The sequence below is a fragment of the Amycolatopsis sp. NPDC102522 genome, from assembly GCF_055584485.1.
On record NZ_JBVJLY010000014.1, the window covers coordinates 173,576 to 192,591 of the forward strand.

At 69.5% G+C, this 19,016-nt stretch carries 18 protein-coding genes; 11 read left to right on the forward strand and 7 right to left on the reverse strand.

Translation table 11 applies throughout. The annotated features are described in order from the left end of the window. Nucleotides 1-149 precede the first annotated feature (149 nt). The gene (locus ACZ6YV_RS29075; RefSeq protein ID WP_465512622.1) at nucleotides 150-2,333 is read left to right on the forward strand and encodes a glycoside hydrolase family 15 protein; all 2,184 of its coding nucleotides are present in this window, start codon (nucleotides 150-152) and stop codon (nucleotides 2,331-2,333) included. Between the two features lie 73 nt (nucleotides 2,334-2,406). Here ACZ6YV_RS29075 and ACZ6YV_RS29080 read toward each other — a convergent pair whose 3' ends face one another. Continuing rightward, nucleotides 2,407-2,979: a peptide deformylase gene (locus ACZ6YV_RS29080; RefSeq protein WP_465512623.1), complete on the reverse strand. Its 573-nt coding sequence runs from the start codon at nucleotides 2,977-2,979 to the stop codon at nucleotides 2,407-2,409. A gap of 157 nt (nucleotides 2,980-3,136) precedes the next feature. Between ACZ6YV_RS29080 and ACZ6YV_RS29085 the strand changes: the two genes are divergently transcribed. Beyond that, on the forward strand, nucleotides 3,137-3,448 hold the full coding sequence (locus ACZ6YV_RS29085; protein ID WP_005160574.1) for a DUF3263 domain-containing protein: 312 nt from the start codon (nucleotides 3,137-3,139) through the stop codon (nucleotides 3,446-3,448). Then, nucleotides 3,445-4,083: a LytR C-terminal domain-containing protein gene (locus ACZ6YV_RS29090; RefSeq protein WP_465512624.1), complete on the forward strand. Its 639-nt coding sequence runs from the start codon at nucleotides 3,445-3,447 to the stop codon at nucleotides 4,081-4,083. The genes ACZ6YV_RS29085 and ACZ6YV_RS29090 overlap by 4 nt, the downstream gene beginning before the upstream one ends. A 55-nt stretch (nucleotides 4,084-4,138) precedes the next feature. On the opposite strand, the gene ACZ6YV_RS29095 is transcribed toward ACZ6YV_RS29090, so the two are convergent. Together ACZ6YV_RS29095 and ACZ6YV_RS29100 are read right to left on the reverse strand one after the other, a co-directional pair. After that, a complete protein-coding gene (locus tag ACZ6YV_RS29095; protein WP_465512625.1) occupies nucleotides 4,139-6,418 on the reverse strand; it encodes an AAA family ATPase in 2,280 nt (759 codons plus the stop codon). Between the two features lie 13 nt (nucleotides 6,419-6,431). After that, the gene (locus tag ACZ6YV_RS29100; RefSeq protein WP_465512626.1) at nucleotides 6,432-7,046 is read right to left on the reverse strand and encodes a nitroreductase family protein; all 615 of its coding nucleotides are present in this window, start codon (nucleotides 7,044-7,046) and stop codon (nucleotides 6,432-6,434) included. A gap of 81 nt (nucleotides 7,047-7,127) precedes the next feature. On the opposite strand from ACZ6YV_RS29100, the gene ACZ6YV_RS29105 reads away from it, so the two are divergent. Beyond that, the gene (locus ACZ6YV_RS29105) at nucleotides 7,128-7,769 is read left to right on the forward strand and encodes a TetR/AcrR family transcriptional regulator (RefSeq protein WP_465512627.1); all 642 of its coding nucleotides are present in this window, start codon (nucleotides 7,128-7,130) and stop codon (nucleotides 7,767-7,769) included. Between the two features lie 368 nt (nucleotides 7,770-8,137). Here ACZ6YV_RS29105 and pssA read toward each other — a convergent pair whose 3' ends face one another. The 3 genes from pssA to ACZ6YV_RS29120 all read right to left on the reverse strand — a co-directional run bounded on the left by pssA (nucleotide 8,138) and on the right by ACZ6YV_RS29120 (nucleotide 10,608). Continuing rightward, nucleotides 8,138-9,109 carry a CDP-diacylglycerol--serine O-phosphatidyltransferase gene (gene pssA / locus ACZ6YV_RS29110; protein ID WP_465512628.1) on the reverse strand — a complete coding sequence of 324 codons (972 nt, stop codon included), beginning with the start codon at nucleotides 9,107-9,109 and terminating at the stop codon, nucleotides 8,138-8,140. A gap of 3 nt (nucleotides 9,110-9,112) precedes the next feature. Next, nucleotides 9,113-9,841 (reverse strand): phosphatidylserine decarboxylase, encoded by a 729-nt coding sequence (locus tag ACZ6YV_RS29115; protein WP_184896367.1) that lies wholly within the window; start codon nucleotides 9,839-9,841, stop codon nucleotides 9,113-9,115. A gap of 476 nt (nucleotides 9,842-10,317) precedes the next feature. Continuing rightward, entirely contained in the window at nucleotides 10,318-10,608 is a 291-nt protein-coding gene (locus ACZ6YV_RS29120) for a GlsB/YeaQ/YmgE family stress response membrane protein (protein WP_465512629.1), read from the reverse strand. Nucleotides 10,609-10,688: 80 nt separating this feature from the next. On the opposite strand from ACZ6YV_RS29120, the gene ACZ6YV_RS29125 reads away from it, so the two are divergent. Together ACZ6YV_RS29125 and ACZ6YV_RS29130 are read left to right on the forward strand one after the other, a co-directional pair. Continuing rightward, nucleotides 10,689-11,252 (forward strand): ArsR/SmtB family transcription factor, encoded by a 564-nt coding sequence (locus ACZ6YV_RS29125; protein ID WP_378244299.1) that lies wholly within the window; start codon nucleotides 10,689-10,691, stop codon nucleotides 11,250-11,252. Further along, on the forward strand, nucleotides 11,249-12,493 hold the full coding sequence (locus tag ACZ6YV_RS29130) for an MFS transporter (RefSeq protein WP_465512630.1): 1,245 nt from the start codon (nucleotides 11,249-11,251) through the stop codon (nucleotides 12,491-12,493). Before ACZ6YV_RS29125 ends, ACZ6YV_RS29130 begins: the two co-directional genes overlap by 4 nt. 32 nt (nucleotides 12,494-12,525) lie before the next feature. Here the strand turns inward: ACZ6YV_RS29130 and moeA are convergent, their stop codons facing one another. Further along, on the reverse strand, nucleotides 12,526-13,719 hold the full coding sequence (moeA, locus tag ACZ6YV_RS29135) for a molybdopterin molybdotransferase MoeA (protein WP_465512631.1): 1,194 nt from the start codon (nucleotides 13,717-13,719) through the stop codon (nucleotides 12,526-12,528). A gap of 75 nt (nucleotides 13,720-13,794) precedes the next feature. Between moeA and ACZ6YV_RS29140 the strand changes: the two genes are divergently transcribed. The 5 genes from ACZ6YV_RS29140 to groL all read left to right on the forward strand — a co-directional run bounded on the left by ACZ6YV_RS29140 (nucleotide 13,795) and on the right by groL (nucleotide 18,912). Then, the gene (locus ACZ6YV_RS29140; RefSeq protein WP_465512632.1) at nucleotides 13,795-14,472 is read left to right on the forward strand and encodes a TIGR00266 family protein; all 678 of its coding nucleotides are present in this window, start codon (nucleotides 13,795-13,797) and stop codon (nucleotides 14,470-14,472) included. 4 nt (nucleotides 14,473-14,476) lie between these two features. After that, on the forward strand, nucleotides 14,477-15,100 hold the full coding sequence (locus ACZ6YV_RS29145) for an AIM24 family protein (RefSeq protein WP_465512633.1): 624 nt from the start codon (nucleotides 14,477-14,479) through the stop codon (nucleotides 15,098-15,100). A gap of 114 nt (nucleotides 15,101-15,214) precedes the next feature. Continuing rightward, nucleotides 15,215-15,421, forward strand: coding sequence for a cold-shock protein (locus tag ACZ6YV_RS29150; protein ID WP_005164266.1), 207 nt, complete (start codon nucleotides 15,215-15,217; stop codon nucleotides 15,419-15,421). Between the two features lie 56 nt (nucleotides 15,422-15,477). Next, complete coding sequence (locus tag ACZ6YV_RS29155) at nucleotides 15,478-16,929, forward strand: serine/threonine-protein kinase (RefSeq protein ID WP_465512634.1); 1,452 nt, start codon at nucleotides 15,478-15,480, stop codon at nucleotides 16,927-16,929. Nucleotides 16,930-17,283: 354 nt separating this feature from the next. Beyond that, entirely contained in the window at nucleotides 17,284-18,912 is a 1,629-nt protein-coding gene (groL, locus tag ACZ6YV_RS29160; RefSeq protein ID WP_125782140.1) for a chaperonin GroEL, read from the forward strand. Nucleotides 18,913-19,016: the final 104 nt, after the last annotated feature.

Below are 19,016 nucleotides of genomic sequence, written 5' to 3' on the forward strand. Positions count from 1 at the left end.
TGCCACGCCGGGGCCGTCTCAATCAACCCGCCCTCGGGTGGTGACTTGTCGACAGCGTTGGTGGTTCACCGGTTCGGGTCCTGTGCTCGCGGGGGATTCACGACAGAATCCCGGAGGTTCTGCACCGTTACAGAAGTCTGGGGTGGGATATGCGCAAACTCATGCTTCCGGCGTTGGCGGGCGTGCTGATCGCGGGGTTGGTCCCGGCGGCCGCCGTGGCACAGGGTGGTGAAGTGCAGGGCGGTGAGGCGCCCGGTGCGCCCGGCGCCCATCCGAGCTGGCTCCCGGCGAACAAGACCGGCTTCGGCACCGCCCGCGAACGGGCGAGCAACGTCTGGTTCACCCTCCAAGGCGGCCGGATGTCCGAGGTCTACTACCCGGATCTGTCGACGCCGAGCGTCCGCGCGCTCGACCTGGTCGTCACCGACGGGAAGAGCTTCGCGGCCGTCGACTCCTCGGCCAAGGCACAGCAGGTGCGCCGCACCGACGGCCTCACCTACGAACAGACCATCACCGACGACCAGCACCGCTGGAAACTCCGCAAGACCTACGTCACCGACCCAGCGCGCACGAGCGTGCTGATCGACGTCGACTTCGTTTCGCTGACCGGCCGTCCGTACCAGGTGTACGCGGTCGCGGATCCCGACCTCACCAACGAGGGCTCTGACGACTCCGCCCGCACGAGCGGCACGAGCGCGGTGTCGTCCGACGCGAAGACCGCGGCCGCGCTGACCGCGGAACCGGCGTTCTCACGTACTTCCGTGGGCTACGCGGGTTCCTCCGACGGCATCACCCAGCTGACGAAATCGTTCACCCTCAAGGACTACGCGACCGCGGCCAAGGGCAACGTGCGGCTCACCGGGCAGACGTCCGCCGACGGTGTCCGCTCGCGGGACTTCACGCTTTCGCTCGGCATGGGCGCGAAGGACGCCGACGCGCTCACGAACGCGAAAGCCTCGCTGCGACGCGGATTCGCCGACGCCGCCCGTGCGTACGACCGCGGCTGGAAGCAGTACCTCCGCCAGGTGAAGGACGTGCCGTCTTCGCTCAAGACCAAGCAGGAGCGGGACCTCTACCAGGCGTCCGTGCTCATGCTCGCGGCGAGCGAGGACAAGATCCACCAGGGAGCGCTCATCGCGTCGCCGAGCATGCCGTGGCGGTTCGGGAACAACGACCCGGAATGGTCGCCGTCGGGCACGTATCACCTGGTCTGGCCGCGTGACCTCTACCAGATCGCGACAGGCCTGCTCGCCGCCGGCGATCGCGACGCCGCCAACCGGTCGGTCGACTACATGTTCGGCACCCAGCAGCTGCCGGACGGGCACCTGCCGCAGAACAGCCACGTCGACGGCACGCCGTACTGGACGTCCATCCAGCTCGACGAGACCGCGCTGCCGATCGTGCTCGCGCAGCAACTCGGCCGCACCGACGCCAAGACCTGGCAGGGCGTGCGCAAGGCGGCGGAATTCCTGGTGTCCTACAAGGCGGACAACGGGCACGCGTCGCCGTACAGCCAGCAGGAGCGCTGGGAGGAACAGGATGGCTACTCGCCTTCGACGATCGCCGCGGTGATCGCCGGGCTGGTCTGCGCGGCGGATCTCGCCAAGGCGAACGGCGCCGCCGCCGACGCGAAGCGCTACCTCGACACCGCCGACGCGTTCAAGGCGAAACTCACCCGGTGGACGGTGACCACGAACGGTCCGCTGTCGAAGGATCCGTACTTCGTCCGGCTGACCAAGGACGGCGACGCGGACAAAGGCACGAAGTACAACCTCGGCAATTCCAGCGTGACCACGGACCAGCGTGCCGTGACCGACGCCGGTTTCCTCGAACTGGTGCGGCTGGGCATCTACCGGGCCGACGATCCGGTGATCCGCAACAGCATCGCGGTCACCGACGCCGACATCGCGTTCACCACCCCGACGGGGCAGTTCTGGCACCGGTACACGAAAGACGGGTACGGCGAGAAGGCCGACGGCTCACCGTGGGACTACACGTTCCCGGCCGAAAGCCGGACCACTTTCGGGCGACTGTGGCCGCTGCTCGCGGGTGAACGCGGCGAATACGACCTCGCCGCCGGTGACCGGGGTACGGCCGCGAAGCGGCTTCGCGACCTAGGCCGCGTCAGCAGCTCCGGGGACACCATGCCGGAGCAGGTCTGGGACGAGAATGCGCCTTCGGGGCAGACGGGCTTCCCGGCGGGCACTCCGACGGCCTCCGCGACGCCGCTGGCGTGGACGCACGCCCAGTACTTGCGGCTCGCGTGGGCGGTGCAGGCAGGGAAGGTGATCGAGCAGCCTCGGGTCGTGCGCTGCCACTTCCTGGGCTGCTGACCCTCGCGTGACATGAAGGCCCGTTACTCGCAAAATTTGCGAGTAACGGGCCTTTCATAGCGTGCTGGAGGGGTCAGTCGTCGGCGGCCTCGGGCTGCGCCTCCGGCAGCCACGAGTTGCCCGGAACGCCCCACTGGTTCGCCTTGAGCATCTTCTTCGCCGCGCGTGCGTGGCGCCCGACCAGCCGGTCGAGGTAGATGAAGCCGTCCAGGTGGTCGGTCTCGTGCTGCAGGCAGCGCGCGAGGTAACCGGTGCCTTCGACCTCGATCGGATTACCGTCGACGTCGAAGCCGGTGACCTTCGCCCACGAAGCGCGCCCTGTCGGGTACGACTCGCCGGGAGCCGAAAGACAGCCTTCCCAGTCGTCGTCCGGGTCCGGCATCGTCTCCGGGATCTCCGAGGTCTCGAGCTTCGGGTTCACCACGACGCCCTTGTGGCGAGTGCCCTCGTCGTCGGGGCAGTCGTAGACGAACACGCGCTGGTCGAGGCCGATCTGGTTGGCCGCGAGGCCGACCCCTTCGGCGGCGTACATGGTCTCGAACATGTCGTCGACGAGGGTGCGCAGCTTGTCGTCGAACTCGGTGATCTCCCGAGTCGGGTTGTGCAGCACGGGCTCGCCGGCGATCACGATGGGATGGACGGTCACGCGCGCAGTTTAGTCGGACCCTTCTGGTAGACCCTTACCCATGACGCGCCGACGCCGATACCGAGGCCGGGCGCAGGATCCGTGGTCTAATGGCGCCGCGGAATGACAAGCCTGTGGTTTCACGCCGCCGAGCACTGACCTGATTGCGAGGAGTCGGATGGACGCCGCGGAGTCGATGGCCGAGCCCGACCAGCCGTCCCCGTCGGAGACCGTGAACGGCCTCAGCGAGCGCGAGCTCGACATGCTCGCGTTCGAACGTCAGTGGTGGAAGTACGCCGGCGCGAAAGAACAGGCCATCCGTGAACGCTTCTCGATGTCGTCGACACGCTACTACCAGTTGCTGAACCGGCTGCTCGAGAAGACCGAAGCCATGCAGGCCGACCCGATGCTGGTGAAGCGCCTGCGCAAGACGCGAGCGGCCCGGCAGCGCAATCGCGCGGCCCGGCGACTGGGGATCGATCTCTCATGAGTCTGTTTTCGGGTCTGTCCCGGCCGATGAAGGCCGCCGGACTGGCCTTGGTCGGTGTCGCCGTGATCGCCGCCGTGATCGGCGGGATCACCCTGACCAGTGGCGGCGGTGACTCGGACACGGCGACGCCGCCCGGCACGACGCCCACGACCTCGGACGGCGCGACCCCGCCGTCGTCAGAGCCGCCGGGCACGCCTCCGGCCAGCTCACCGCCCGCCTCGTCGGCGCCGCCGTCGAGCGCGCCCGCGAGCTCCGCACCGCCCGGGAGCCAGCCGGGTCAGCCCGGCCAGCCCGGTCCGGGGCAGCCCGGTGGAGACCAGCAGGCATCGCACAAGTGGGTGATGGTGCGCGTCTTCAACAACAGCACGATCCAGGGCCTCGCCGAGCAGGCCGCGAAGGATTTCCGCGCCTCCGGCTGGAATGTCTCCGAGGTCAAGGGCTATCCGGGCAGGCTCCCCGAGACGGTGGCGTACTACCGGCCAGGCACCGACGAGGAAGCGGCCGCGAAGGCGCTCGCACTGGAGTTCGGGTTCCGCGCCGAGCCGAGGTTCAAGGAGATCGAGAACATCGGCCCCGGTGTGATCGTCATCCTCACCAAGGACTACAAGGCCAACGACAAAGACGGCGGCTCCTAGCCAGTACGTGAAAGGGGGCCTGCTTCCTCGCGAGGAAGCAGGCCCTTTCACGTATTCAGGCCTGGTTCTGCGCGTACGCCTCCAGTGCCGCGAGCTGGGCCGGGTCGAGCGACGGCCGCACAGTCTCCGCAGCCTTCGTCAGGTGCGTGGCGGTGACCTCCTTGGCCTCCAGCGACTCACGCATCGCGGTCAGCGCGGCCTCCCGGATCAGCGCCGCGCAGTCCGCCGCCGAGTAACCGTCCAAAGTGGCCGCATACGCCGCGAGGTCCACATCGGACGCGAGCGGCGTGTTCTTGGCGCTGGCGGCCAGGATCGCCTCACGCGCGTGCGCGTCCGGCGGCGGGACGTAGACGCGGCGCTCCAGCCGTCCCGGCCGCAGCAGGGCCGGGTCGACCAGTTCCGGCCGGTTCGTCGCACCGAGCACGACGACCTCGCGCATCGGCTCGACACCGTCCAGTTCGGTCAGCAGGGCCGCGACGACCCTGTCCGACACGCCGGAGTCCGAGGACTGGCCGCGGCGCGGGGCGAGCGCGTCGATCTCGTCGAGGAAGATCAGCGACGGCGCGGCCTCGGCGGCGCGGCGGAACAGTTCCCGCACCGCGCGCTCGGACTCGCCGACCCATTTGTCCATCAGCTCGGCGCCCTTGACCGCGAAGACGTTCAGCGCGCCGGTGCCGGCGAGCGCGCGGACCAGGAAGGTCTTGCCGCCGCCGGGCGGCCCGTACAGCAGCACGCCGCGCGGCGGATCGACGCCGAGGCGGGCGAACGAGTCCGGGTAGCGCAGCGGCCACAGCACCGCCTCGGTGAGCGACTGCTTGACGTCGGTCATGTTGCCGACGTCGTCGAGGGTGAGCCCACCGGTGGCCAGATTGTCCGAAGTGGACATCGAGATGGGGCGGACGGTGGTCAGCGCGTCGAGCAGGTCCTGCTGGGAGATCCGCGGCTCGTCGGCCTCACGCTGCCGCAACGCGGCGCGGAGGGCAGCGTCACGGCGGAGCGCGATGAGGTCGGCGGCCACGAAGCCGGGGGTGCGCTCGGCGATCGGGCCGACGTCGACGCCGGACTCCAGCGGGGCTTCGCGCAGGAGCACACGCAGCAGCTCCGTGCGGGTCTTCGCGTCCGGGAGCGGCAGGCCGAGCTCGCGGTCGAGCAGGTCGGCGGCGCGCAGCCGGGGATCGGCCGACTCGGCCCGCCCGGTGGTGGCGATGATGGCGAAACCCTTGTTGCGCAAGGCCTTGCGCAGGTCATCGAGGACGACCGTCGCGAGCGGCGGCGGCTGGGACGCGGGCAGCAGCGCGTCGATGTCGGTGATCAGCAGGACGGCGGGGCCTTCGTCGCGGGTGGCGTTCTCGATGGCCTCCCGCAGCCGCGCGGCGGCCACGTTCGGGTCGAGGACGGCGATGTTCGGTGCCGCGAGCGACACCACGCGCACCTTCTCGGCCTGCGCAACGGCGCGGACCAGCGTTGCCTTCCCGACGCCCTCCGGCCCGGACAGCAGGACCCCGAGATGCGCCGACGTCCCGAGTTTGGCCAGCAGCTCCGGGCGGTGGAAGGCCAGGTCGAACCATTCGGCGAGCTTGCGCGCGGCCGATTCGGAGCCGGCGAGATCCGACAGCGGAGGCACGGATTCCTCGGCGACCTCGTCGATCTGCTCGTCTTCGACGATCTCGGCGTCGATGAAATCCTCGTGCGGGGTGGCGGGCGTGCTGCGGACCAGTGTCGTCCCGGCACGGGCCGGAGCGGCGGCGGGCTCGGCCTCGCCGGTGCGGGCGCCGTCACGCCAGCTGACCACAGTGGACGGTCCGACGGCGACCGGTCCCGACGGCTCGGTGGCGGTGACCGTGAGCAACTCGTTCGTCCACGTCATGCCGATGGCGCGGGAAAGCTGGCCGCGGACAGCGGGGACGTCGGAGCCCGGCGCGGGCGCGAGATCCTGGGGGAGCAGGGAAACCGCGTCTCCGACGGTCAGCACCTTGCCGATCAGGGCGAGCCGAAGGGTGTGCGGGGAGAGCGACACGCTCGCCATCCGCGAACCCGACACGGTGACCGTCTTCGCCGCCGACACCTCTGCCGGTGCGACGACCACCTCCGAGCCCTCGGTCACGCCGAGGTTCGACATCGTGACGTCGTCGAGGAGGATCACGCCGGGGATCCCCGCCGCGTCGGACGGGGCGGCCAGCGCCGAGCTGACCCGCGCGCCGGTGACGCGAACCGCGTCCCAGGCCATCAAGCCGAGCGCGTCGAGGACTTCGGGGTGCAGCCGGACGACGCCGCGGCGGGAGTCCAAGGCGGACGGGGTGTGCCGGACGGTCAGCGTGATCTGGGGTGCGCTCACCCCGCCACCCTATCTACGCGGACCGGTCCCAGCGGTCGAAGGACAGGATCTCCCGGGCGGGTCGCCGGGCGGCGGGGGAGAAGTCGCGCTGGGTCGTGTACGCGACGGCGAGCAGGCTGATCTGCGCGACGTCGCCGGGGATCCCGAGCAGTTCGGCGACCTCGGCCTCGCGTGCGGGCAGGTGGTACGCGCACATCGAGCTGCCGAGCCCCTTCGACCGCAGCGCGAGCTGGAAGCTCCAGATCCCCGGGTACACCGAGCCGTAGTAGCCGTTCTGGACGACGGGGTCCGACGGCGGGCGGCCGATCATGCAGGGGATCGCGAGGGCCGGGACGCGCGCGAGGTTGTCGACGAGGTGGCGGGCCGACCGCATGACGGCTTCGGTAGTCAGGTGGCCGTACTTCGCCATGGTCGGGATCGCCTCGGCGCGGACGATCTCCGCGATCTCCGTGCGCAACTCCGGGTCGCGGACGATCACCCAGCGCTGGGCGTCGAGCAGCATGCCCGCGGCCGGCGCCTGCTGCGCGACGCGGACGCAGTCTTCGAGCAGCCCTTCTTCGACCGGCCGGTCGAGGTCGAGCTTGCGGCGGACAGAGCGGGTGGTGGTGAGCAGGGTTTCGGTGTCCATGACATCCCTCCAGGTGACTTACGACGTAAGCATACGATGTAAGTACTTACGGCGTAAGGGGGTGCCGGTAAAGTGGGACACATGGCGCTGAGCAGGGAGAAGGTGCTCGACGCCGCTTTGCGGCTGGCGGGCGAGCACGGACTGGCCGGACTTTCGATGCGGAAGCTGGCCGCAGACGTCGGCGTGGAGGCGATGTCGCTCTACAACCACGTCGCGAACAAGGGCGACCTGCTCGACGGGCTGACCGCGCGGGTCTTCGAGAGCGTGCCGCTGCCCGAGCCCGGGCCTTGGGACGAGCGGCTCCGGGCGCTCACCCATGGCCTGTACACGGCCTTTTCGCGGCATCCGGTGGTGGTGCGGGCGCTGGCGACCGACGCGGCGAACCCACGTTCGGCGGGTGCGCTGAAGTTCATCGACGCGATGTTCGCGGCGCTGCTGGACGCCGGACTGGACGAGCGCGGTGCCGCGCGGGGTTACCGATCGCTGATCGGGCTGGTGTTCGGCGCCGTGCTGACCGAGACGGTGGGGCTTTCCGGCGTTCCGGACCCTTCGGATCTGGAGCGGGCCGAACCGGTGGTGGCGTGGTTCCAGCGGTCGGTGACGGCGGACGGGCTGCCTTCGCTGCACCGGGCGCTGCCGTCACTGCTGGACGGCGACTGCTTGGCGGACTTCGAATTCCAGCTGGACTTGGTGATCGGCGGCCTGCGCGCTTCGGTGCGCTGAGCCCTCCCGGCTCGGGGCGTCTTGCTCCGGATGTCATGAAAGGGTCGTTCAGGACATTTTTCGTCCTGAACGACCCTTTCATGACACTTCACGCCAGGCGCCCGGTCCGTGCCCCGGCGGATGTCGCGAAAGCCACTTTCGGGACACCTGACGTCCCGAAAGTGGCTTTCGCGACGCTCGAAGCCGACACCTGGGCGAGCGGTTACCCCCAGGTTGTCCACAGGGGCACCCGCTTGTGGACAACTCTCGTCCGTCGCCCCCATTTCGCCAGTCCCCGTCAGGGGGTGCCGATACGCTGGGCGCGGGGCCGTCCCCCAGGGATGGGTGGGGGGCTGGGAGTGGGGGTTCAACCGTGATTCAGGCGCAGATCAGCGCTTTCGGAGGCCGATCCGCCGCCACGAGCGGCGCCGCGGGCCCCGGCTGCCGTCCCGGTCCTTGTCGTTGGTGAGGGTGCGCGGCGCGCGCGCGACGTGCTGTTCGCCCCGTTGTAGCCGGACACGCTGGGCGGCACCGGCCACCACGCGTCGCAGCGGCGGGCGCAGGCCCAGCCGTCGGCGGCTCGAAGAGCGCCGGATCGCGCGCCGTTCGCGAGGCGGCGCCATCCATGCCTCCGGGTGACCGGCCAGCCAGCGTTGCCGGTACATCGAGTACGGGATGTGCGCCAGGTACAGCACCAGCGCGATCGCCAGCGCCATCAGCGGGAACTGGATGATCGCGGCGGCCAGCAGGCCCACCCCGACCAGCAGTGGCGCGATAGCCTTCGCCGGCGCCTTCACAGTCTTCAGCGAAAGCGTCGGGATCCTGCTGATCAGCAGCGCGGCGACGGCGATCGTCCACACCCACACCGTGTACTGATGCGACCACCAGCCCTTCCCGAACTGCAGCTCCAGGATCAGCGGCAGCATCGCCAGCAGGCCACCGGCGGGCGCGGGCACCCCGACGAAGAACTCGCCCGCGTACGGCGGTTGTTCGGTGTCCTCGATCAGCGTGTTGAACCGCGCCAGCCGCAGGATCATGCACACCGCGAAGATCAGCGACGCCACCCAGCCGATCCGCTCGCCCTCGGCATGCCAGACGTAAAGCACCAGCGCGGGAGCGACACCGAACGAGATGCCGTCGGACAGCGAGTCGAGCTCCTGCCCCATTTTCGACGTCGCGTCCAGCAGCCGCGCGATCCGGCCGTCCAGACTGTCGAGCACCGCGGCGATCCCGATCGACGCGATCGCCATCGGATAGTTGCCGATCAGCGCGAACTGCACCGACGACAGACCGGCGCACAGAGCGAGCACCGTGATGGCGTTCGGCAGCAGCCGCACGCCGGGAGTGGTCACGCGGACCATGGATCAGCCTTCCGAGTGCGGCGCCGAGGGCAGCTCGGCGATCGGGGTCTCGCCGCCGATCGTGCGCTGGCCCTTCGAGACGAGGACCTTGCTGCCCGGAGGCAGGTACAGGTCGACTCGCGAGCCGAAGCGGATGATGCCGTACGTCGAACCGACGCCGACCTTGTCACCCTCGCGGATCTCGCAGAGGATGCGCCGCGCCACCAGCCCGGCGATCTGCACCACGACGAGCTCGTGGCCGTCTTCGGTGCGCATGAGCACGGAGTTGCGCTCGTTGTCCTCGCTCGCCTTGTCCAGGTCCGCCGACAGGAACTTCCCGGGCCGGTACGCGACCCGCTCGATCACACCCGACGCCGGGATCCGCTGGACGTGCACGTCGAACACCGACAGGAACACGCTCACCCGCATCCGCGGTTCGGCGGACAGCCCCAGCTCGGGCGGCGGCACGGCCTCCTCGATCAACGAGACCAGACCGTCCGCCGACGCGACCGCGAGGCCGGACTGGGCGGGCGGCACACGCTTCGGCTCACGGAAGAACGCGGCCGTGGCGGCCGTCGCGAGCGCGCCGACGACACCGAGGCGCTTGGAGAACCTCCGCAGCACCAGCGTCGCGGCGAGACCGCCGAACACGAACGGCCTGCCGGCCGGGTGCATCGGCGGAACGGTCTCGCGGGCCAGCTTCACGGCGTGCGCGAGTGGGTTTCCAGTGGATTCCGGCCGGTTGCCGCTCATTGGTCGGGTTCACCGCAGTTCGTGTCGGGGGGTTGGGGCAGGAAGAGCCACCACGCTACCGCCCTGTCCGGGGCCGGGCCGTGGCCTCCCCCGGAAGGGTTTCCCCGGCCCGGGTGGGAGGGACCACATCCCGGTAACGGAAGGTCGAAATAAGCGATAACTCTAGGTAATTGACGCCGACAGACGACTTTGAGGACCCGCTAATGCCCGCCAGCCCGGACTCCGCAGGCGAGCGACTCGCCGAGCTGTTCCGAGCCTGGAAGAGGGACATTTCGGCGGCGCCCATGCCGTTGCTCGTCGACCCCGTCCGCGCCGCCTCGCTCATCGCCGAGGCGCGAGCGTCCGGATGCATATGCCCCCCGACGGCACATGCACCCGGACGCGGCCACTGGAACTGAGCGAACGTCCCACTCTAGTTCGCCGGACGCCCGTGATCACCGGTCGCGAGAAAACCGTTACCAACGGTCACTCCGCGATCACCGGCGATACGGCGGCTGAGAGTCGCGCCGCCCCGAGCCGCGCACCAGTCGCAGCAGGGCGAGCAGCACGATCGAACCGAGAATGGCGACACCGAAGCTGGGGAAGTCGAACTCGAAGCTCCGCTCGGTCCCCGTCGCGAGTCGGTAGATGAAACCGCCCAGCGCCGCGCCGAGCACGCCGATCAGGATGCTGAACAAGCAGCCGCCCCGCCGGTCCGGCCCGCCCACCACGATGTTGGCCAGCCAGCCGGCGATGGCGCCGAACACGATCCACGAGAAGAAACCCATGCCCCGAGATTACCGACGCGGATGGAGTAGCGCACAAGAGGACTTGTGCAAGAACTCTTGTGCAACTACTGTTGTGCGTTATGGCCGACCGCGATGTCCACGAAGTCCACGATTCGAAGGTGCTCGCCGCGATGTCGCATCCGCTGCGGCGCCGCCTGCTCGACGTCCTCCGCCTCGACGGCCCCTGCACGGCGTCCGTCCTCGCCGAGCGGACCGGGCAGGCGGTCGGGAACGTCAGCCACCACCTGAAGGTGCTGGCCGCCGGCGACCTGGTCGAGGAAGCCCCGGAGCTCGCCCGCGATCGGCGCGAGCGCTGGTGGCGCCGCGTGGGGTACGCGGTTTCCTGGTCGCCGTCGGACTTCCCCGACGACCCGGTCGCGGCCGCCGCCGAATCCCTCGCCCTCGAACGCCAGGTTTCCATGGCGCGCCAATGGTTCGCCGAACGCGAGACCTATCCCGAAGAGTGGCATCGAGCCGCCTTCGCCACCGACAGCTGGGCGAAGATGTCGGTCGCCGAACTGGCCGAACTCGAGCAGAAGGTCCACGAGCTGATCAAGTCCTACAGCGGCCGTGAGCTCCCCGACGACGGCCAGGAACGCCGCCCCGTCTTCATCTCCACCCGAGCCGTCCCGGCCCGGCCGTGACCGCCCGCGAACGCGGCGGATTGCTGCGCTCCCGGGATTTCCGGCTGCTGTGGACCGGCGAGACGACCAGCGTGCTCGGCAGTTCGATCGCCGTCGTCGCGCTGCCGCTCGTCGCGGTCGTCACCCTGCAGGCGAGCACGTTCGCGATCGGGCTGCTGACCGCGGCCGCCTGGCTGCCGTGGCTGCTGATCGGCCTGCCCGCCGGCGCCTGGGTCGACAGATGGCCGAAACGGCCGGTCATGCTGGCGTGCAACACCTTCTCCATGCTGGTGTTCCTGAGCGTCCCGATCGCCGCGTGGGCCGGCCTGCTCACGATGACCCAGCTGCTCGTCGTCGCTTTGGCGGGTGGCGCCGCCAAGGTGTTCTTCAACGTCGCATACCGCGCGTACCTGCCCTCGCTGGTCGACAAGGAACAGCTTCAGGAAGCCAACGAAAAGCTTCAGGGCAGCGAATCCGTCGCGCAGATCGGCGGACCCGGGCTCGCAGGTCTACTCGCGCAGGGTTTCGGCGCGGTCACCGGAGTGCTCGCCGACGCCGTCAGTTTCGGGATTTCCGTGCTGTGCCTGCGATCCATCCGGTACCGCGAGCCCGAACGCCCGGCGAAGAAACGCTCGCGGCTGCGGGACGAGATCCGCGACGGCCTCGCGTTCGTCGTCCACGACCCGTACATGCGTGTCCTCGCGGTCTTCGGCGCTGTCTCGAACGTCGCGCTCATGGGCTACCAGTCGATCGAGGTCGTGTTCCTCGTCCGCGAACTCGGCGTGGAGGCGGGAACCGCCGGGCTGGTGCTCGCGCTCGTCGGCGCGGGCGGCGTCTTCGGTGCCGCGCTTTCGGGCAAACTCGCCGCGAGGATCGGCACCGCGCGCGCTTTCGTGTTCAGCGAGGGGGCCGGAGCGCTCGTGATGTTGCTGGGCCCGCTGGCGAACGGCGGCTGGGGGCTCGCCCTCTTCGTCGTCGCCGGGTTTTCGCTCAGCGCCGGTGTCGTCGGCTCGAACGTCCTCAACGCCACCTTCAAACAGCGCTACGTCCCGGCGGAGATGTTCGGCCGGGTCACCGCGAGCATGTCCATGCTGAGCCTCGGCGCGATCGCGCTCGGCGGCCTGCTCGGCGGGCTCCTCGGCGAGATCGTCGGCGTGCGGCAGACCCTGGGGATGATGGCCGGACTGGAGGTCGTCGCCGTCTTCGCCCTGCTGTTCACGCCGATCGGACGGCTCCGCGACTTCCCCACGGATCGCGTTTAGCCCGCTAAACGCGATCCGTGGGGCGGGGCGCGTCAGAGGAGCAGGACGGTCACTTCGTCGCCTTGCTCGGCCGAGTCCACGTCCTCCGGCAGCACGATCAGGCAGTTCGCCTGCGTGAACGACGCCAGCAGATGCGAGCCCGGCCCGCCCCGCGGTCCGACGATCCCGGTGACCTCACCCTCGGAAGGCGTGTAGAAGCCCCGCCGGAACTGACGCCGCCCGGCGGGGGACTTCATCGCCTCGGTCAGCCGGGCCCGCACCTGCTGCCTGTCGACACCTGTATGTCCCATCGCCGCCAGCAACGCCGGCCGCAGGAACGCTTCGAACGAAACGAGGACGCTCACCGGGTTGCCCGGCAACGTCACCACCGGCACCCCGTTCCACCGCCCGCAGCCCTGCGGCCCGCCCGGCTGCATCGCGACCTTCCGGAACTCCACGCCCTGCCCGGTCAGCGCGTCCTTCACCACTTCGTACGCGCCCGCGCTGACCCCGCCCGAGGTCACCAGCAGATCCACGTCCGCCAGCCGCGGCTCGATCACCGCGCGGAACTCGTCCACGTCGTCGACGACACTGCGCACGACCTCGGCCTCGCCGCCGAGCGCGCGGATCGCGGACGCCAGCATGATGCTGTTCGACTCGTAGATCTGCCCGTGCCGCAACGGTTCCGGCGCGTCGACGAGTTCGGTCCCGGTGGACACGACGAGCACCTTCACCGGCCTGAACACGGGGACCTCGGCGAGCCCGACGGCCGCCGCGAGCCCCAGTTGCGCCGGGCCCAGCACCGTCCCCGCCGAAAGCGCCACTGTGCCCTCGACGACGTCTTCGCCCAGGCGCCGGATGTGCGCGCCCAGGACGGCCGTCCTGAGGATCCGGACGTCCGTCACGCCGCCGTCCGTGTGCTCCACCATCACCACCGCGTCGGCGCCGGGCGGCAACGGGGCGCCGGTCATGATCCGGTGCGCCGTCCCCGGCTCCAGCTTCCCGATCTCGATGCGGCCCGCGGGGATGTCGTCGGCGACCGGCAGCGTCACAGGTGTTTCCGCGACGTCCTCGGCGCGGACGGCGTAACCGTCCATCGCGGAATTGTCGAACGGCGGCAGCGAAACCCCCGCGTGCACATCTTCGGCCAGGACGAGCCCGGCGGCGGAGGCGAGCGGAAGGCGGATGACGGGGGCGTTTCCGAGCAGGCCGGTGACGGTCTCACGGTGGGCGTCGACGGAGATCACGCCGACCATCCTCCCGCCTCGGGGCCCGCATGCAACACTCTGCGCGTCACAACGAACCACCGGGGAGAAGAAGACATGCAGGTTCAGATCCGTCACCAGCCATCGTTCGCGGTGGCAAGGCTCACGCTCGCGCCGGGCGAACCGGCGCAGGTCGAGTCCGGCGCGATGATGGCGACGAGCTACGGCGTGCAGGTCCAGTCCCAGGCACAGGGCGGCATCATGAAGGGCCTCGGCCGCGCCTTCCTTTCGGGCGAGTCCTTCTTCATCTCCACCTACACCGCCCCGCAGAACGGCGGCTGGGTCGACGTCGCCGCGAACCTGCCGGGCGACATGCAGGTCATCAACCTCGACGGCCGCACCGGCTGGTGCGTCACCCGCGGCTCGTGGCTCGCGTCGTCCCACAGCGTGCAGACCGAGACCAAATGGGGCGGGCTCAAGAACCTCGTCGGCGGCGAGGGCGGCTTCCTCACGCACGCGACGGGACAGGGCCCGCTGGTCGTGGCCTGCTACGGCGCGCTGGAGACGGTCACCCTCCAGCAGGGCGAGGTGATCACCATCGACACCGGGCACGTCGTCGCGTTCGCCGACACCGTGCAGTACCAGATCCGCAAGGTCGCCACCGGCGTCATCCAGTCGATGAAGAGCGGTGAAGGCCTCGTCTTCGACTTCGCCGGACCGGGCCAGCTGCTCACCCAGACCCGCAACCCGTCGGCGCTGTCCGCCTGGGTGATCGCCCAGGTCCCCGCCCGCTGAGCGCATGCGGATCCAGACGAGGCACACCCCGAACTTCGGGGTCGCACGCGTGCTGTTGTCCCCCGGCGAGGCCGTCCAGGCCGCCGGGGACACCATGCTGGCCAGCAGTTTCGGCATCACCGAAACGGTGCCCGCGCGCGGCGGCTCCCGGGCGGGCAAGGCGGCCCCGTCGGTGTTCAACGCGCCCGAGGGCGGCGGCTGGATCGACTTCGCGCCGCTGACCGCCGGCGACGTCTACCCGCTGGAGTTCACCGGCGGCGCGGGCTGGTGCGTGAGCCGGGACGCGATCCTCGCCCGGCCGGCGACCATCCGGCAGGACCCAGGCTGGGCGCCGCTGCAGAAGCTCTTCGGCGCCGATTCCGGTTTCCTGGAGCACTACAGCGGAAGCGGTCCGCTCGTGCTGGCCGCGCAAGGCCCTGTCGACGCCTTCGAACTCACCGCGGGCGAACTCGTCACCGTGCGGCCGGACTTCCTGCTGGCCTACCCGGACACCGTGCAGTGCCGTCTCCGCGCCGTCGACCAGTCCGGACCGCAGTCGGTCCGCACCGGCGAAGGGCTCGCGCTGGACTTCGCAGGACCAGGACGCGTCCTCGTGCAAGCGCGCAACAGGCGGCTTTCTCGCGGCTGACCTTGGGACGAATTGAGCATTGCCGCCGCCGGTAATTCGGGTAGCGTGAACTGCACTCGAAACCGCCGTCCGGGGCAGGCAGGGTCGGCGGGCCCCGTGCTGAGGGAGTGCGCCGTGGCAGTCGGCACCGTCAAGTGGTTCAACTCGGAAAAGGGCTACGGATTCATCGAATCCACCGAAGGGCCCGACGTCTTCGTCCACTACTCGGCCATTCAGGCCGATGGATTCCGGACGCTCGACGAGGGTGATCGCGTGGAATTCGAAGTCCAGTCCGGGCGTGACGGGCGGAGTCAAGCAGCGGACGTACGCAAGGTCTCCTAGGAAGACTTCGGCCGACCCCCGGCGGCCCCGGGAACTGGCGCGTTAGGCTGCGCTGCGTGACAGGCGATGAGTCGGGGGACCTGACCGGTCGCCGGCTGGGCAACTACCGCATCGACGGTGTGCTCGGCAAGGGCGGCATGAGCGTGACCTACAAGGCCACGGACGTGCGGCTCGGACGCAAGGTGGCACTGAAGGTCATCGGTGATCACCTCGGGGCCGACGCCGAGTTCCGCGAACGCTTCGTCGACGAGGCGCGGAACACGTCCGCGATCGACCATGCCAACGTCGTGCCCTTGTACGACTTCGGCGAGCTCGAAGGCATGCTCTACATCGCCATGCGGATGGTCGACGGCGGGGACCTCGCCGGGCTGATCTCCGGCGGCCCGATCGCGCCCGTCCGCACCCTGACCATGCTCGACCAGGTCGCCGACGCCCTCGACACCCTGCACAACCGAGGTCTCGTGCACCTCGACGTCAAACCGGCCAACGTCCTGGTCACCAGCAAGGAGACCTCGCGCGAGCACGTCTACGTCGCCGACTTCGGCCTGACCCGCCGCGGTGCCACCGGGCACCGGACCCGCGGCGGCGACTTCCTCGGCTCGCCGACGTACGCCGCCCCCGAGCACCTGCGCGGCGAGCCGCTCGACGGCCGCACCGACCAGTACGCGCTCACCTGTGTCCTCTACGCCTGCCTGACCGGCAGCCCGCCCTTCAAGGGCGACGTGCAGACCGTCATCAAGGGTCATCTGAACGGGGAACCCCCGGCCATCTCGCGGATCGTCGGCGTGCCCGCCGGCATCGACGAGGTCGTCCGGAAGGGAATGGCGAAGAATCCCGCAGATCGCTACCCGAACTGTGTTGAGATGATCGCGGCCGCCAGGCACGCTCTCGGCCCGCTCGCGACCTCGAACGAGCCTCCGGGCCCGCCAGGGCAGGCGGCGGCCGCGACCGTCCAGCAGGCGGTACCGCAGCAGGCGCCACGGCAGCACACGCCGCCACAGGGAGAGGGGGGCCCCGTGCACCCGTACGGAGGACAGCAGCCCGGCTACGGCCAGCAGGGGCCGGGACCGCAGGGTCCCCCGCCGCAGGGTCCGCCCCCGGGCTACGGCCCGCCGCCGCAGCAGGGTGGCTACCAACAGGGCGGCTACCAGCAAGGACCGCCGCCGGGCTACGGGCCGCCGCCGCAGCAGGGCGGTTTCCAGCAGCAGGGTGGCTTCCAGCAGGGTCCGCCCCCGGGTTACGGCCCGCCGCCGCAACAGCAGGGCGGTTTCCAACAGCAGCCCAAGAAGGGCGGCGGTGCCAAGTGGATCTGGATCATCGTCGGCGTCCTCGTGGTCGCGGGCGCGATCGTCGCCGCGATCCTCGTCTTCGGTGACTCGAGCAGCGGCAACGGCACGCAGACCACCGCGCCGAACATCCCGGTCGGCCCCGGCAACTCGCAGTCGCAAGCCCCGGGATCGTCGGGCAAGGCTCCGCCGACGTCGATCTCGATCAAGCCGAGCAACTGACACTCGGCAACCGACACTGAGGGGCTGAAGGACGCTTTCGCCGCATGCGACGTGGGGAAAGCGTCCTTCGCCGCGTTTTACGAGGGCGTGGTTCCCTTCAGCCACGCCACCGCGCTGACCTGCGGTTCTTGCACTCGACCCTGGAGAGTGCTAAACACGGTATTGGCACTCGACGCCGTCGAGTGCCAGGCAGGCGGTCACCGACCGCTCGCCTGAAGGTCGGGACGGTGAGGCCGCACCCTTGATCGGGTGGGTCGTCCGTCGCGGGCACCGAGCCTGGCCGAGGAAGAGTCCTGCCGCCGCGCTGTAGCAGTAAGCGTGCGGCGGCGCCCAATACCGGAGGACCACACCGAAATGGCCAAACTGATCGCGTTCGACGAGGACGCCCGCCGCGGTCTTGAGCGTGGCTTGAACATCCTCGCCGAAGCCGTCAAGGTGACCCTCGGCCCGCGGGGCCGGAACGTCGTGCTCGAAAAGAAGTGGGGCGCGCCGACGATCACCAACGACGGTGTCTCCATCGCCAAGGAGATCGAGCTCGAAGACCCGTGGGAGAAGATCGGGGCCGAGCTCGTCAAGGAAGTTGCCAAGAAGACCGACGACGTCGCGGGTGACGGCACCACCACCGCCACCGTGCTCGCCCAGGCTCTCGTCCGCGAGGGTCTGCGCAACGTCGCCGCCGGGGCCGACCCCATCAGCCTGAAGCGCGGCATCGAGGCGGCCGTCGAGGCCATCACCGAGCAGCTGCACAAGATGGCCGTCCAGATCGAGACCAAGGAGCAGATCGCTGCTACCGCCTCGATCTCGGCCGCTGACCGCACCATCGGCGAGCTCATCGCCGAGGCGCTGGACAAGGTCGGCAAGGAAGGCGTCGTCACCGTCGAGGAGAGCAACACCTTCGGGCTCGAGCTTGAGCTCACCGAGGGCATGCGCTTCGACAAGGGCTACATCTCCGGTTACTTCGTGACCGACCCGGAGCGTCAGGAAGCCGAGCTCGAGGACCCGTACGTCCTCCTCTTCGGTTCCAAGATCTCCACCGTCAAGGACGTGCTGCCGCTGCTGGAGAAGGTCATCCAGTCCGGTAAGCCGCTGCTGATCATCGCCGAGGACGTCGAGGGCGAGGCCCTGGCCACCCTGATCGTCAACAAGATGCGTGGCACCTTCAAGTCCGTCGCCGTCAAGGCCCCGGGCTTCGGTGACCGCCGCAAGGCGATCCTGCAGGACATCGCGATCCTGACCGGTGGTCAGGTCATCTCCGAGGACGTCGGCCTCAAGCTGGAGAACGCGGACCTTTCCCTGCTGGGCAAGGCGCGCAAGGCCGTCATCACCAAGGACGAGACCACCATCGTCGAGGGTGCCGGCGACGCCGACCAGATCCAGGGTCGCGTCAACCAGATCCGTGCCGAGATCGACAACTCGGACTCGGACTACGACCGCGAGAAGCTCCAGGAGCGTCTGGCGAAGCTGGCCGGCGGCGTGGCCGTCATCAAGGCCGGTGCCGCCACCGAGGTCGAGCTGAAGGAGCGCAAGCACCGCATCGAAGATGCAGTGCGCAACGCCAAGGCCGCCGTCGAAGAGGGCATCGTCGCCGGTGGTGGCGTCGCTCTCATCCAGGCCGCTGAGGCTGCCTTCGCCGGTCTGAAGCTCGAGGGCGACGAGGCCACTGGTGCCAACATCGTCAAGGTCGCCGTCGAGGCGCCGCTCAAGCAGATCGCGATCAACGCCGGCCTCGAAGGCGGCGTCGTGGCGGAGAAGGTCAAGTCCCTCCCGCAGGGTCACGGCCTCAACGCCGCCACCGGTGTCTACGAGGACCTGCTCGCCGCCGGCGTGCCGGACCCCACGAAGGTCACCCGCTCCGCGCTGCAGAACGCCGCTTCCATCGCGGCGCTGTTCCTGACCACCGAAGCCGTCGTGGCGGACAAGCCGGAGAAGGCCTCGGCCGCTCCCGCCGACCCGTCCGGTGGCATGGGCGGCATGGACTTCTGAGTTCGAGCCCGTAACACCGGAAAGCCCGGACGCGCCTCGCGCGTCCGGGCTTTTCTTATGTCGTGAGTGTTCTGGGTCGTTCTAACGACACTTACCACTCACGA

Bases quoted from the DNA above. Each gene is read 5' to 3' on its own strand.
- ACZ6YV_RS29075 (WP_465512622.1), top strand. From the start codon at position 150: ATGCGCAAACTCATGCTTCCGGCGTTGGCGGGCGTGCTGATCGCGGGG.
- ACZ6YV_RS29085 (WP_005160574.1), top strand. From the start codon at position 3,137: ATGGACGCCGCGGAGTCGATGGCCGAGCCCGACCAGCCGTCCCCGTCG.
- ACZ6YV_RS29090 (WP_465512624.1), top strand. From the start codon at position 3,445: ATGAGTCTGTTTTCGGGTCTGTCCCGGCCGATGAAGGCCGCCGGACTG.
- ACZ6YV_RS29100 (WP_465512626.1), bottom strand. From the start codon at position 7,046: ATGGACACCGAAACCCTGCTCACCACCACCCGCTCTGTCCGCCGCAAG.
- ACZ6YV_RS29105 (WP_465512627.1), top strand. From the start codon at position 7,128: ATGGCGCTGAGCAGGGAGAAGGTGCTCGACGCCGCTTTGCGGCTGGCG.
- pssA (WP_465512628.1), bottom strand. From the start codon at position 9,109: ATGGTCCGCGTGACCACTCCCGGCGTGCGGCTGCTGCCGAACGCCATC.
- ACZ6YV_RS29115 (WP_184896367.1), bottom strand. From the start codon at position 9,841: ATGAGCGGCAACCGGCCGGAATCCACTGGAAACCCACTCGCGCACGCC.
- ACZ6YV_RS29120 (WP_465512629.1), bottom strand. From the start codon at position 10,608: ATGGGTTTCTTCTCGTGGATCGTGTTCGGCGCCATCGCCGGCTGGCTG.
- ACZ6YV_RS29125 (WP_378244299.1), top strand. From the start codon at position 10,689: ATGGCCGACCGCGATGTCCACGAAGTCCACGATTCGAAGGTGCTCGCC.
- ACZ6YV_RS29140 (WP_465512632.1), top strand. From the start codon at position 13,795: ATGCAGGTTCAGATCCGTCACCAGCCATCGTTCGCGGTGGCAAGGCTC.
- ACZ6YV_RS29145 (WP_465512633.1), top strand. From the start codon at position 14,477: ATGCGGATCCAGACGAGGCACACCCCGAACTTCGGGGTCGCACGCGTG.
- groL (WP_125782140.1), top strand. From the start codon at position 17,284: ATGGCCAAACTGATCGCGTTCGACGAGGACGCCCGCCGCGGTCTTGAG.